This is a genomic window from Pseudoalteromonas sp. SCSIO 43088 (assembly GCF_023650795.1).
Lineage (GTDB): Bacteria > Pseudomonadota > Gammaproteobacteria > Enterobacterales > Alteromonadaceae > Pseudoalteromonas > Pseudoalteromonas shioyasakiensis.
The window spans coordinates 138,387-153,259 of the sequence record NZ_CP072676.1 but is presented as its reverse complement, the minus strand read 5'-3'; the positions used below and the strand labels follow the sequence as shown (position 1 = coordinate 153,259).

Annotated in this window: 8 protein-coding genes; 4 read left to right on the top strand and 4 right to left on the bottom strand. The window is 42.4% G+C overall.

From position 1 onward, the window contains the following. Positions 1-88: 88 nt before the first annotated feature. The gene (locus J8Z28_RS18520; protein ID WP_054563170.1) at positions 89-4,102 is read right to left on the bottom strand and encodes a rhombosortase-dependent M36 family metallopeptidase; all 4,014 of its coding nucleotides are present in this window, start codon (positions 4,100-4,102) and stop codon (positions 89-91) included. 127 nt (positions 4,103-4,229) lie between these two features. On the opposite strand from J8Z28_RS18520, the gene J8Z28_RS18515 reads away from it, so the two are divergent. After that, positions 4,230-4,724, top strand: a complete 495-nt coding sequence (locus J8Z28_RS18515; protein WP_250660726.1) for a serine protease external chaperone — start codon at positions 4,230-4,232, stop codon at positions 4,722-4,724. A gap of 291 nt (positions 4,725-5,015) precedes the next feature. Here the strand turns inward: J8Z28_RS18515 and J8Z28_RS18510 are convergent, their stop codons facing one another. Both J8Z28_RS18510 and J8Z28_RS18505 read right to left on the bottom strand, forming a co-directional pair. Beyond that, positions 5,016-5,717, bottom strand: a complete 702-nt coding sequence (locus J8Z28_RS18510) for a M15 family metallopeptidase (protein ID WP_250660725.1) — start codon at positions 5,715-5,717, stop codon at positions 5,016-5,018. A 51-nt stretch (positions 5,718-5,768) separates the two neighbouring features. Continuing rightward, positions 5,769-7,424, bottom strand: coding sequence for a sensor domain-containing diguanylate cyclase (locus J8Z28_RS18505; RefSeq protein WP_082710898.1), 1,656 nt, complete (start codon positions 7,422-7,424; stop codon positions 5,769-5,771). Positions 7,425-7,754: 330 nt separating this feature from the next. On the opposite strand from J8Z28_RS18505, the gene J8Z28_RS18500 reads away from it, so the two are divergent. Beyond that, positions 7,755-8,942 (top strand): acyltransferase family protein, encoded by a 1,188-nt coding sequence (locus J8Z28_RS18500; RefSeq protein WP_250660724.1) that lies wholly within the window; start codon positions 7,755-7,757, stop codon positions 8,940-8,942. Positions 8,943-8,999: 57 nt separating this feature from the next. On the opposite strand, the gene J8Z28_RS18495 is transcribed toward J8Z28_RS18500, so the two are convergent. Continuing rightward, positions 9,000-11,864, bottom strand: coding sequence for an FAD-binding and (Fe-S)-binding domain-containing protein (locus J8Z28_RS18495; RefSeq protein WP_250660723.1), 2,865 nt, complete (start codon positions 11,862-11,864; stop codon positions 9,000-9,002). Positions 11,865-12,214: 350 nt separating this feature from the next. Here J8Z28_RS18495 and J8Z28_RS18490 point away from each other — a divergent pair, with 350 nt between their 5' ends. Together J8Z28_RS18490 and J8Z28_RS18485 are read left to right on the top strand one after the other, a co-directional pair. Beyond that, positions 12,215-14,023, top strand: a complete 1,809-nt coding sequence (locus J8Z28_RS18490; RefSeq protein ID WP_250660722.1) for a glycoside hydrolase family 3 protein — start codon at positions 12,215-12,217, stop codon at positions 14,021-14,023. Positions 14,024-14,071: 48 nt separating this feature from the next. Further along, the gene (locus tag J8Z28_RS18485; protein WP_250660721.1) at positions 14,072-14,869 is read left to right on the top strand and encodes a putative hydro-lyase; all 798 of its coding nucleotides are present in this window, start codon (positions 14,072-14,074) and stop codon (positions 14,867-14,869) included. Positions 14,870-14,873 lie beyond the last annotated feature (4 nt).

Here is a 14,873-nt window from a genome sequence, read left to right as displayed (position 1 = left end):
TCCCCTCGCTAACTTTCCCTCACTAACTTAAAACCAAAAAAGCCCTTACAGCGAGCTGTAAGGGCTTTGTTATCACTATTTAAAAGTCTTATTTACGTTTACGGCGACGGCCGATAAGCGCTAATGGTGCAAGTAGTAGTGTTAAGAAACCAAAGCTACCGTTGCTAGATTTAGTTACTTTCTTCTCTTCTACTGGCTCAGCTTCGTTAGTTACGGCAACAGTGAACTGCTCTGATACAGAGTCTGTACCATCGCTTACTGTTACTTCAAATACTAACTCGTCATCGCTTGAGATAGCACCTGGCGTGAAGCCTAGAGTTGCAGTGTCAGCACCTGTAAGTGTTGCTGTTGTGCCGCTTAGTTGCGTCCAGGTGTAGCTTAGCGTGTCATCACTGTTACGGTCTGACGCTGTTGCCGTTAATGTGCCTGAAGCAGACTCAGAAACAGACTCATCACCCGATACAGAAAGTAATGGTAGTGCGTTATCACATGCTAATGCATCACCAGCAATTACGTTTGAGAAGATTGGTGACGTTACATTGCTAACAGTTACGTTATCAATCCACCAGCCGAACTCACGTACTGCGCTGTCTGATGACATACGGAAACGTAATTTTGCACGGTTACCGTTTAGTTCAGTACCGAAACGAATTGTTTCGTAGTTACCATAAACACCGTTACCATCAACATTGTTACCTGTGAAGGTATCGCGATCTTGTAGCGCTTGTGCATCGTTTTCGATTAGAGGGCCATCGTAACCAACATCAAATGTGCCGCCCATTTCAGTAACATCTACCCAGTTACCACCGTTTACGCTGATTTCTACAACACCACCATCCCATTCGTTTTCGATTAGGTAGAAGTGCCAGAATGAAACTTCAAAATCACCAGCAAAACCGATATCAAACTCTCTTGATTCAACCGCAACATCTGACTGGAAGTCATTGTTGTTTAGGTACATGGTTTGCTCGCCAAGACCGAAGCCAAAGCTGTTGAAGAAGTTAACATTACCGCCAGTTGCCATGCTTTGTGTGCCAACAGCTAAGTCATCACCTGTCATTACGTTTTCTTTCCAGTCACGTAATGAAGCGCCTGCTACTTCCATATCGTCAGCAGTTTGTGAGCTAACTGGTGCTTTATCTTCAAAGTCCATGTTCACAAGGTAAGATACTGTATCGCTTGCAGCTTCAACAATCTCGTCATCTGCAGAAAGCTCTGGGAATGACACTTCGATTTCAAGTGTATCAGCAGTGCCTGCATCATTTAGTGTAAACGTGATAGGTGCGCTTGTTTGTGAAGCGTAAGGAGTTGTATCGTCAAAAGTGATTAAACCATCATTTTCGAACGTTACATCGTGACCACTAACAACCGTTAACTGTGCTTGAGTACCAGTTAGTACTTCACTACCTGTGTTCATGATGCTAACTGTTAACGTGCCTGTTTCACCTTTGTCTAGCACGTTATCGTTTGAACAATAACCTAGCTCTGCACCGTTGTAGTTTGGATCCATTGCCACATCTTTGAATGTGAAGCTGGCAAGTTTCATTTTATCTGATTCAACAACACCAGTTAAATCTTCGCTGAAACGCTCTGGCGCTTTAGCACCTAAGCCCATACCACGCTTAGCAAATGCACCTAAGATTAGTTTGTAATCTTCTGGGTCAACTGCGTACGCTGCAGCTAAGATAGCATCACGTGCTTCTGTGTATAGCGGAGCAACTGGAGTTAGCTTGTAACCAGCAACTAAGTAGTTAGCCATACGGTTTTGAGCTTCTTCAAAGCCGTGCTCGTTGATAAGTGCTACATAGCTTTCCCAAAGCATAGTTGCCCAAATTTCACCTGCTGCGTGTGGTGAACCAACATTAGTTGGAGCAATACCTACATCAGCACCTTCATTTTCAGTAATGTGGCGGAAAGACAGCGGGTTTACTTCCATATTGGTTGAATATGGAACACGACGAATACCATAGTAGAAATCTTCTACGAATGTACCGCTACCGTAGGCTTTTTGGAACTTGTCGTTACCTGGAATGTTAATATCATCAGCTTTAGCAATGAACATCAGTGAGTGGAAATCACCCCAACCTTCGCCCATCGCACGGCCTTGGAAGTTGATAAGACCTGATGAGTTACCCACTAAACGGTTACTGATGTAGTGACCCCATTCGTGAGCAATAATACCGTTATCTAGCGTACCGTCTTTTAACGTTGCTTTGTTGAACATATTAACAGTAACAGTGTCGCCTGCAGCGATACCATCGTAAAGTGCGTGACCGTCAGCATAGTTCAGACCCATGTTAGGAATGATAACTGCATCGTCTTCACCGCCCATTGGCGCTGGCTCATCTGTATCTGGGTTGTTGTTTACAACGATAGCACCAATTGCACCCGCTTCTTGAGCGTGTAGTACTTTTGCTGTGAAGTTACAAGAACCACGATCGACTAGCGCAATTTTGCCAGCTAGTTCTGCTGCATTTGTTGCAGGTTCACAGCCGTCTGTTACGCTACCAGAATCTACATCATTGCCGTCAACTAAACGAACAACTTCGCCTGCGATATCAGCAAATTGCATTTGACCAAAGCCAGATACTTTAGAAGACTCAAGTAGACCAATTGTTTCATCTGATGTTACAACCACACCGAAATCTACACCCACTTTCGCATCTTTCGAGTTGTATAAGTACATTTGCATGCGTGGGCTTGCACCGTCAGCAGGTGTTGCCATATTAGCGTTATTTAAACCGCTATTATCTTGCGCTTGTGCTTCGATTGGGTCGCCTTCTACACCACCACGGCCGTAGTTTGATACTTGTGCAACATTTGATGTTTCGTCAAAACCATGGTCATAGAAGAAATCGTGTAAGAAGTTGTTCATGTAGAACAAGTTAACAATTGCCGCTTTACGGTTGTCGTAGCTGTTTGCTACTTGATCAACTTGGTAAGGGTAATCGAATGTGTAATCTGAAGTAGTTTCAGCAGTGAAGTCACCTTCAGTGTAACCTTGAGGTGCAATTACATCAGCATAAGCAAATACGTTGTTACCTGATGTTGTTGTAGCGTCATCAGCAAGCCACGGATCCATCGTGCTTAATTTTTTATAGTAAGACAAGCTTACAAGTGGTGCATCTAGGATTTCAGTTTCATCAATTTGATCTGGGCCATCAGCTGGGATCACGTCACCGTGTGGACCTTCCCACGGGTAACCATCTTCGTCAGCCCATACACGGTAGTTAAAGTCTGCAGCGTGTGCTTTTAAGTCTTTCTTGAAATAAACTTTGCTGTTTTGCGCGCCAATAACGTAGCTGAAGTAATCGCTTTCTAGGCTGTTTTTATCAGCAACTTCTACTTCAACATAGTATGCAGATTGCAGCTCACCCGCCACTTCAAAGAATACTTTCTTAGCACGTGGCTGACCTAATACAACTTTGTCACCACTTTGGTTAGACACAGTGTACTTAACATAGTCACCTTGCTCAGTTGATTTAGTTAACGACACATTGATATCAGCAAGTTCTTTAATTGCACGTTTAATGCTTTGCTCAGCACCAACAAACTCAGCAAGTGGCGCGAACGACTGCGTTGCATTTGAACTTGTGTTAGCGAAATAACCAGAACCAGCAACTAGGTTATATTCTTTATCCATGATCAGGTTGTATTCACGGTTGAATACTTCAATGTCATGAACTTTTTGCTTGTATTTAGCTGTGATTGAGCCAAGCTTTTGCTCAGATAAATCTGCTAATACAGCGCTTGATACACCTTTTTTAGCTGTGCTAACACCTGTTAAGGCATTTAAATAAAAATCTGCAGCGTAAGCATTACGTTGCTCAGGAAGCACCATTGCCATATCAGGCTTAGCTTGACCTACTGCATTCCATAGGAAAGTAGCTTTACCTAATTGCGCATCGAAAATAGATTTGTGACCCGATACAGTGCGACGCTCAGCTAATGCACGTTGCTGAGATACTTGAGGATTAAATTGTACTTGAGAGCTAACGCTTGAAGCATTATAAAAGCGAGTTTGTTCACTTGCCTGTACTTGAGATGATGCCAAGATAGCCGTTACCATGGTAGCAACTGCTGTTACTTTAAATTGAGACATTCCTTACGTTCCCTATTGTTATATTTTTATTTTCGGTTAACAATCATAACCGCTGCCAATGTACCCAATATGGCAATTAAAAAACAGAATTAATTGTAAACAAAAGTAACAAACAAGCAGGAACATAATGAACCAAACAATTAAGATACAAGCACTTATAATAACATTAGCACTAGTATCAGGCTGTCAAAAAAATGAAATAAGCGAGCAAAATACAACACAGCAGCCAACAACCAGTTCACAAAAAGAACAAACTTCAGTTAAAGATGTTAAAAAAGCAGTCGAAATCAACAAGCAAAAATCGACGAACGCTTTTAGTAATAATGGCGAAAAAATTACCTTTGATGCGCCTACTTTAACCAAGGGCACAGAAGTCTTTAATCATGCAATGCAAGAGCGCGGCATCGCAACGGGTGCAATTTACTTAACGCTAAAAGAAAACAGCTTACCAGTAGCGTTTAGCAGCCAATATACGCTGAAAAAAATGACCAACAAAAGCTATCGCTACCTTGCTGAAAAAGACACTGATTTATTAAAAGTGCAAAACGCTTTTAAACAAAATGCCAATGTCGATATTGTTGAAATTAAAGTTGATTATTCGCCGATTAAAGAGGTGATGTAGAAGCTGTCAGCCTTCAGCTATCAGCCGTCAGACGCGCGAAACAAGTTTCACGCCTACTTGTAGCAGCGGGTTTATCCCGCGTCATCATGCGATAGGTTCTAGAAGGAGCTGTCAGCCTTCAGCTATCAGCCGTCAGACGCGTGAAACAAGTTTCACGCCTACATCAAACCGTAGGCGTCATGCTTGCATGGCGTGTCTAACATTCAACGCCATTTAATCAAGCTAACTCAACATTCAAAAACAACACTTTTCGGCTTAAAACTTACAGCTGAAAGCTTAAAGCTGTTTTACCTACTCCACCACAAAATCAAAATAGGTGGCGGGATATGCTTGCGGTTGGTAGGTAAAATGCCACCATTCCATTGAATAAGGGGCGAAACCGGCCTCTGTCATCAGGCTTTTAAGTTTATATCGATTGGCTTTTTGCTCTGCACTAATTCGCGGGTCGTCGGTGTTAGAAAGAGTGTCGAACATATCAAACGGTGAGCCCATATCGAGCTCTTTGCCTTTTGAATCAACTAACGTTAAATCAATCGTTGAACCACGACTGTGACCCGATTTAGCGGCGATGTAATCACCAAGCAGCTTGTCTTTGCCTAAGTTTGGATAAAACTCAGCTTTAGTGCGGGTATCTTCTAAATCGTTAACCCAACGTACAAAGTGATCAACGGCGCGCTGCGGGCGATAACAATCAAATATTTTTAAGCTCAAACCTTGGGTTTGCGCTGCTACTTGCACATTTTTAAGAGCCGCAGCAGCAGTGCTATGCAATAAACATTTAGGTGCGTTGTAACCATCAACTGGTTTGCCAACAAAGTTGTGATGACCAAAATAACGGATATCTAACACAGCATTCGGTAGCAAAGCACCTACATCCACAAATTCGCTACGTTTATCATCGCTTGGGTTGGCATAAGCAGTACTTGCACTCATAAGCGCAATACCTAACAAAGAAGTGGATTTAGTTAAACGAGCCAAAAAAGTGAATGCCATTTTGATTTCCATAAATAACTTAATAGCATCCACTATTGCACATTAAATAACTTATTCCAAGATTGAAGGCTCAGAAACTGGAGCAAGGTCTTGGCTGTATGTGGCATCGACAACTGAGCGGTTACGACCGGTTTTTTTAGCTTGATATAAAGCTTGGTCAGCAAGCTTAAATACTTCATCAATGCTTAATTGCTCAATTGGCCAGCCCGAAATACCAATCGATACATTAATGCAGCCAACCGGGTCAATGTAGCTTTCTGACACCCGCATACGCAAACGCTCAGCCAGCTGATACGCACGTTTTGCTTCCACTCTTGGCATAATCACAATGAATTCTTCACCACCTGTACGAGCAACCACATCACTATCACGAGTAACATCTAACAAAATTTTAGCTAACGACTGTAGAACCACATCACCAATGTCATGACCGAACTCGTCGTTAACCCGTTTAAAGTGATCGATGTCGATAGCCAATACAGCAAAAGGGCAACGTTGAGCTATCAAATGGCTAATTTGCATATCGAGGCTACGGCGATTATGCAGGCAAGTGAGGGGATCAGTTTGCGCTTCTTGGCGCAATAGCCCTATTTTACTTTGTAATAGCCCGACCCCTTTTAACATGGCTTTTCTGAGCTCATTACTTTCAAAGTACCATGAGCGAATTTGTGTCAGCTCAAGTGACGTTGAAGGGCGATCTAACGTATTTGCAGTTTCGGCTAACTGCCTTAAAGGCTGAGCAATTAAACGTGCTAACACCCAAATCAATATAAATGTGAGTACACCTATTGGGGCGGTTTTGATAAACACTTGCCACATTAAATTATCAAGCGGTGCAAGCGTGCTTTCTAGAGGGCGCTGAGTGACGACTCCCCATGGAGCAACTGTCATAGGAGCGTAGCCTGCAAGCATCTCAACGCCTTTGCTGTTGGTAACAAGCTGGGTGCCGGCGTTTCCTTTTAGTACTTCTTCAATTACTTGGTTATCAAACACTTGCTCACCAATACGGCTTTTATCTGGGTGATAGAGTAAGCGATGGTTTTCATCAACCACATACAGATAAGAGCCATCTTGATAATAATGAACTTGCAGCAATTCATTTAAAATACTGGCACGTTTTAAGTACAAAGTGCCGCCAATATAACCAATGAAGTTACTTTGTTTATCGAATAAAGGCTGCGACATAAAAATCAGTAAATTGCCCGCCATCGAAATATACGGCTCGCTGATCATTGGAGTACGATACGACAAAGCCGCTTTAGTGCCAAAGCTATCTACTTTACGGTTTTGTAGTTTCAATGACTTTGGAGAAACGCCTAAAATATCGCCTTGTGCATTAACAATAATGGTCGAATTAAAACTATTGGTTTGTAGCCTTAGTCGGTCAGCCTCAGAATTAATTAAGCCTTGATTATTAAAATCGTCTTCAAGTATTTTTCCAACATAAGCAAGCTGTTGCTGAGCAGTCAGTAAAAAGTTATCGGTCGCCGACACCAACTTAGCGGCGTATGCTTTATGGTTATTTAGGGTTTTATCTATTAGTTGTTGCTTCTGAACTTGATAGCTCGAGTAATAACTATTTAGAAAGGTAATAAGCGTTGTAGAAAACGCTAACACTAAAATTAAGCGGCGTAGGTTTAAACCATGGCTAAGACTATTAAGCACGATATTTCTCACATACAGGCCCAAAGTCCATATCGGGTACATCTAATACCTTTATACTAGCAAGATGTTCTATGTACCTCTATAGAACTTTTGTCATAATTTGATTTAGCGCAAACAAATGAGTGCAATTACTCTAATTAATTAAAGTAACTCTGTTTAAAACTTCAGCTACCAAGCGCTCGTTGAATATGAACAACATCAAAGTCACTTACCAACAACCTTCGCGGTTTAACATATTGAATTTAATAAACTATAAACTTTATAGAGTTAGAGGAATGGCTAATTTATGCGATTTATATTGTTTAAAAAGCAGCTTGCTTTGATGTAATAATTTATTACACTATAAAAACAAAATAACAATAAAGTTTTCCTATGCGTCACCACTGTGCTGAAATCATCAATAAACTCCCTTCACATCGCCTCATGGCGTTAGATGTAATGCGGGGCTTGACTATTACCGCCATGATATTAGTGAATAACCCAGGTAGTTGGGGAGCGATGTATTGGCCCTTGAAACATGCACAGTGGCATGGTTGGACGCCCACCGACTTAATTTTTCCGTTTTTTATTTTTATTGTCGGCATGTCTATCACGCTTTCAGTAAATAGCTTGCGTGCTAAAAGGGTCAGTGATCAACACATACTAAAAGCGGGGGTTATTCGCACCATTAAACTCATTGCCCTCGGTTGGTTTTTAGCCTTGTTTTATTACAACTTTCGAGACCCTTCTTTTAGCTGGGTTGATGACAGGTTATTGCAGCTGCGTGTGTTGGGTGTGCTGCAACGTATCGGTTTGGTGTATTTAGTCGCTCTGTGTTGTTATCTCTATTTATCGCCTAAGAAAATAGCCATTACTTGCATCGCTCTTTTATTGTTTTATGGCGCTGCCATGCTTTATATCCCGTATACCTTGCCAAACGGCGAGGTAGTCAGTGGCTTATGGTTACATGGCAATAACTTAAGTTCCTACATAGACAATGCCGTACTTGGTAGTCATCACCTGTATTATGCCAATGCTAAGCCACTGCCATTTGACCCTGAAGGGCTATTCTCAACACTACCTGCCACTGCGAGTGCGCTTAGCGGTATGTTGACTGCGGTTTATTTAACTAAGCAACCCGACCTTAAAAAACAAGCTCGTACACTTATCTTACTGGGTACATTAGCTGTTATTGCCGGCTATGCTATTTCGCCAATAACACCTATCAATAAAGCGTTATGGACGCCGAGCTATGTGTTCCTCAGCTCAGGGCTTGCAGCGATTTTCTATGCACTGTGCAGTGCTATTTTAGATATTTATAAGCTGCGCAACTGGGGCGCTCCATTTATTGTATTTGGTGCAAATGCGATATTATTTTTTATGTTTGCAGGCGTGTTTGCACGGCTATTAATTATGATCCCGCTCGGCGATAGCAGTTTAAAAGGCAGTATTTATGGCTTAATACAATTAGTGATCAGCAATGATCACCTCGCTTCTTTTAGCTTTTCACTGCTGTTTTTAGTGATGTCTTATGGTGTCATGTACAGCTGCTACCGCAAAGGCATTTTTTGGAAAGTGTAGGCTTTAAAATTGATGAGCCAGTCAATCACTGTCTCATCAAATTAGCAATTAAGTCTGTTATATTGCATGGCTTTGTTTATCGAGTAGATACAAAATAGACTGATAACTAATGCCACTGTGCTCAGTTAAACCAATTTCGCAACTACGGCTATTAGACACACCCCGACTACAGTTTTTTGGCACGTGTTGTTTAAGGGTTTTTAACGCGTTGCCATTGAGTTCTGGTAAGTTAAAGCCCTTATCACCGGCAAAACCACAACACTCTATATCAGCTGGAATAATCACTTCATTACTACATGCCTTGGCAAGTGATACTAGGCTTTGCTCTTTACCTAATCGCTTAGAACTACAAGTAACATGGAGCATCACCGGCTCATTTACGGGCGTGACTTGCAAATTAGGCAGTAAATGCTGCGCTGCAAAATCGGCACTTTCATAAATTTTAAGTGCCGTATTTTGCGCGGCATTAAGAGTAGTAAGTGCACAAGGGCTGGCATCAAAAACAATAGGGTATTGGCCATTATTTGAAAGCGCCTCGAGTTCAGTAAGTAACTGCTCACTTTTGTTTTTAGACTCTTTATTAAAGCCTTTGCTAGCAAATGGCATACCGCAACAAAGTGAATCTGCCTGTTTCGGAAGTACTACTTCATAACCTGCTTTGGCAGCAAGAGAATAAATAACATCTAGCAGTGGGCGTTTATCATCGGCAAGTTTATCAGCCGCAAAAATCCGGCTTGCGCAGCTTGGCATATACACCAACTTTTTCGCTTTTTGGGGTTGTTGAAGCTTTCTATTAATTGGTTGTTCAGCTCTTGGCCATGCCGAGTAATACAGCGGTGTACCAAGCAACTTATTAGCAGGTTTACTCAGGCTTCTTAGGTTACTGCTGCCGATTGCTTTTTCGAGCACCTGCATCACGGTTAAACCAAACCGTGCACCCGTAGCAACAACCGCAAAATGCTTGCTAGCAAAGCGTGATAATGACAGCGCAACCTTGCTTGATGAGGCTTGCTTTGCTCTGAGCGATTTTATAAATTCGCCCGTGTTAATCCCCACCGGGCATTTAAGACCGCAAAGACCCGTTGCCGCGCACGTATCAATTCCAAGGTATTTAAAGTCGGCCTCGATAACACTGAGCTTTTGATTTAACTTCTGTTTGCTTGCTACATCATCGGTTGTTAGCAATTGATTGTGTAGCTCTGTGCGGTGTCGCCATAAAGTAATACGCTGCCTCGGTGTTAAGCTAAGTCCTTTTGATGGGCAAACCACTTCGCAAAAGCCACATTCAATACAGGTATCGATAATATCATCACTTTTTGGCATGACTTTTAAATGCTGAGTGTGGGCATTTTTGTCGTGATTAATAATAACCCCAGGGTTAAGAATATTTTGTTTATCGAATAGTGCTTTAAGCGCAACCATCACCGCGAAGCCATCGTCTCCCCATTCGGTGGCAACAAACGGCGCCATGTTACGCCCTGTACCATGCTCAGCTTTTAATGACCCTTTTAGTTCAACCGCCACTAAGTTCGCCACATCGGCCATAAATTGCTCGTATCGGCTTACTTGCTCTGGTGTGTCAAAAGCTTGGGTGAATACAAAGTGTAGATTTCCGGCAAGGGCATGGCCAAAAATAATGGCTTCATCATAAGCATATTTAATAAATAATTGATGCAGCGCATTCACGCCATCAGCTAATTTATCAAGGGCAAAGGCAACATCTTCAATTATCACAGTAGTGCCAGTTTCGCGCACTGCGCCAACCGCAGGAAACGTACCTTTACGGATATTCCAAAGTGCCGCATTACGGGCGCTGTCTGCTGAAAACTCAATCGCTGCCAGTTGGCTTTGCTTAAACTCGGCAAGAAGTTGCTCAGTGCTCTTAGTGAGCGCATCGAGAGCCTGTGCATTTTCAGCTCTTAACTCAATTAACAGTGCCGCTGATTGCTCCGGATAACTAGCCACCTCTTTTGGCATGATGGCATGCTCGGACACCGAGATCAGAGCACGTTTATCTAGTAGCTCAACAGCAGCAACATCAAGCTCACTCAGCCTTTGTACCAGCTCACACACCTTGCTGATATCGTCAAAAATAAAGAAACCTGTGTGTTTGTACTTATGCTCAACCACAGTGTGATAGGTGATATCGGCGATAAAGGCTAACGTACCTTCAGAGCCAATAATGAGGTGCTTGATGATTTCGATTGGATCAGAAAAATCCAGCAGCGCGTTTAGACCATAGCCTGTGGTATTTTTTAAACGATATTTATGGGCGATGCGCTCACTCAAATCAGGGTTTTGCTTTATGCTATCAACTAAGCTCATTAGCTCATCAACCCATGGGCTATGGCTTTGCAAAAAGGCATTACAGCTTTGGCTATCAGCCGTATTAAGCACTGTGCCATCGGCAAAAATGAGGGTCATATCTTTTACTGTGTGGTAGCTGTTTTGCGCCACTCCACAACACATGCCTGATGAATTATTTGCCGCCATCCCCGCTATTTTGCAGCTATTAATTGAAGCGGGATCTGGGCCAATCTTTTTACCAAACGGGGCTAATACTTGATTTACTCGAGCACCAATGATCGCCGGTTGTAAGCGTATTGCCTCAGCGTCATCAAGGATTTCAAACTTGCTCCAACTATCGCAAAGTAAAACCAATACAGAGTCGGTAATTGCTTGTCCAGATAAACTCGTTCCAGCGGCGCGAAATGTGATGGGTACCTGTTGCTCGTTGGCAGCAATGATCACTTGTCGTGCTTGATTTTGATTGCTCACTAATACAATTAACTCAGGGATTAATCGATAAAAGCTGGCGTCTGTTCCGTACGCATAACGGCGCGAGTAATCTTCTATTAATGCTGACTCTGGTAAAAAAGGTTTAATTTGCTGTTTAAATGCGTGTAATCGAGTTAAAGCCATCTTGCCCCCAGGCTTGTCATATTTACGCTGATGATTATGGAATATATTATTACTTTAAATTGTACTAAAAAGCGACCCATTAAATTGATAAATTATCAACTTGCCACGCTTTTTATCAGTATAAAGGTTTGGTTATTTAAGCCTATTAGCCCTATTTAGTGATCTAACTTAGCTTTTTGCAGTCGGACTCAAAAACCGTTAGGGTAGCAAAAAAATACTGTATTTATATTTAAAAACCCATTAACATCAAGAATAATTTATTCTAAAAACTAAATAAGCGTTTTGCTTTGGAGCTTGCTGTGTTAAATAAGTTTGCACTATCGTCACTGGTTATCGGATTAGGATGTTTCATGCCATTACAATCATCATTTGCTGAGTCTGCATTAACTTTAAAACAACAGTTAGGGCAAAAGCTCATGCTTGACCTACGTTATTACTGCGAGCAAGACCCAGGTGAACAAAAATGCCGTACACCGGTGACAGAGCTGCCGGCCGATTTAGCGAATATCATCACTAAACATAATATTGGTGGGGTGATTTTATTTGCAGAAAATATCGATACCGTGCCGCAAGTGATCAAACTTAATAATGACCTACAAAAAGCCGCTGCTAAGTCAGAGTTAGGCTTACCGCTGTTTATTTCGATAGACCAAGAAGGTGGCCGAGTTGCCCGTATTCCTCGTGATGTAGGTACGTCGTTTACCGGTAACATGTCGATTGGCGCGACCTATAAAGAACATGGTACCCACTTCGCAACTGAATCTGCACGCATCATTGCCGACGAGCTATTGGCACTGGGTGTTAATGTTAACTATGCACCCACGGTCGATGTAAACATGAACCCAGATAACCCAGTTATTAACGTGCGCTCTTACGGTGAAGATCCGCAATTGGTTGCAAAACTAGGTGGCGCCCAAGTAGCTGGTTTTGAAAACAACGGCGTTATTTCATCATTGAAGCACTTTCCGGGGCATGGTGATACGAACGTAGATAGCCACACAGGCCTGCCAAAAGTAATGCATGATAAAGAAACCATTTGGCAGCAAGATCTCCCCCCTTTTAAAGAAATTATTAAAAACCAACAACCGGGTATGATCATGACTGCACATATTCAATACCCTGCCCTAGACGACAGCACGTTTGTCAGTAAAGAAGGCAAAACCATGATCAAACCTGCAACGATGTCGCGCAAAATCATCACCGACTTATTACGTGATGAACTTGGTTATCAAGGTGTGGTGATCACAGATGCCCTCGATATGGCGGGGATCAGCCACTTTTTTGAACCAATCGAAGCGGTAGTAAATACCTTTGCAGCGGGTGTTGATATTGCCCTGATGCCAATCGAAATCAGAAGCCCTAAAGACTTAGCAGTACTTGAAGCCCTGATTGAGCGATTAGAGCAAGAAGTACAACGTGGCACGTTAAATGCCAACGAAATGAGTGCTTCTGCAACACGTATTTTAAAACTTAAAGAAAAGTTTAAACTTACCTCTTCACTTGATGACGAAGCAGCCATCAAAAAAGCGCAGCTTCTACTGGGTGATCAAAGCCATAGAAAAGTAGAAGCCGAATTAGCATTGGCAGCTATCACCGAAGTGAAAAACGAGAAAAACACCCTACCGCTTAGCATTAAATCGGGCAGCAAAGTGCATATTATTATGCCAGACACCCGCAAATGCTATGCTCTGCAGCAGGCGTTAATTGATAACACCGATAAGCTAATCAGCTTTAGCTGTACTAGTTTGCAAGGTTATGAGCCGCTTGCAACATTAAAAGAAATTAACGAAGCAGATATAATTATTGCCGCAAATGCATCACCAAAACAAAGTGCTGTTGAAGTCGGCGGGATGGATGATTTAGCTGATAACCCTGAGTTTGCAATTGCTAAAGCAGATCAATCAGCGGCATTAGAGTCATTGTTAAAACAAGCAAAATTAGCCCATAAAAAGACCGTATTTGTCAGCTTACGAGCCCCTTACGATATTGCCCAATTTGGAAAATTTGGCGATGCTGTACTTGCCACCTATGCTTACAATATAGATGTAGATACAGATGAAAAGATTGCTGGCCCTGCTTTTACAGCGCTGGCACACGTTTTACTAGGGAAAGCCCCTGCTAAAGGGCAGCTGCCCGTTACTATTAATGACCTGAACTGAGTGTTATTGTAGCAACAATGGGCAAGTGTTAATTTCAAGGAGAGTCACATGCAAAAAAATGCATCTTTAACCACACCAGCGGCTATTCGTAAAATGGTACGCGAGGGTGACTACACGGGCAATACATCGGGCTTTGCACCGGGCTTTGTGCAAGCTAATTTAGTGATTTTACCTAAACAATATGCGTTTGATTTTTTGCAGTTTAGCCAAGCAAACCCGAAAGCTTGCCCAATCATTGCAACTAGCCGTATACCGGGCGTTACCGATATGCCAACTGTTGGTGAAGACATTGATATTCGTAGCGACTTACCCCGTTACCGCGTCTTTAAACAAGGCCAAATGGTTGAAGAGGTTACCGATATTACGAATTATTGGCGCGACGATTTAGTCACCTTTTTAATTGGTTGCTCGTTCTCATTTGAAGAAGCGCTGATTGCCGCGGGCCTTGAGATCAGAAACATCAGCGAACAAAAAAATGTGCCAATGTATGTGACCAATATGGCTTGCCAAAGTGCAGGGATTTTTCACGCCAATATGGTTGTAAGCATGCGCCCAATGAAACCTGCCGATGCCATTCGCGCGATCCAAATTTGCAGCCGTTTTCCAAGTGTACATGGTGCACCAGTGCATTTTGGCGACCCTGCAGCAATTGGCATTAAAGATATCAACAAACCTGAGTTTGGTGATGCGGTAACCATTAAAGAAGGCGAAGTACCAGTATTTTGGGCCTGTGGTGTTACTCCACAAGTTGCGATTGCCAACGCGGCTCCTGATTTTTGTATCACGCATAGCCCAGGGCACATGCTGATCACCGATATTCCAAATAGTAAAATGGCAGCGTTATAAATGA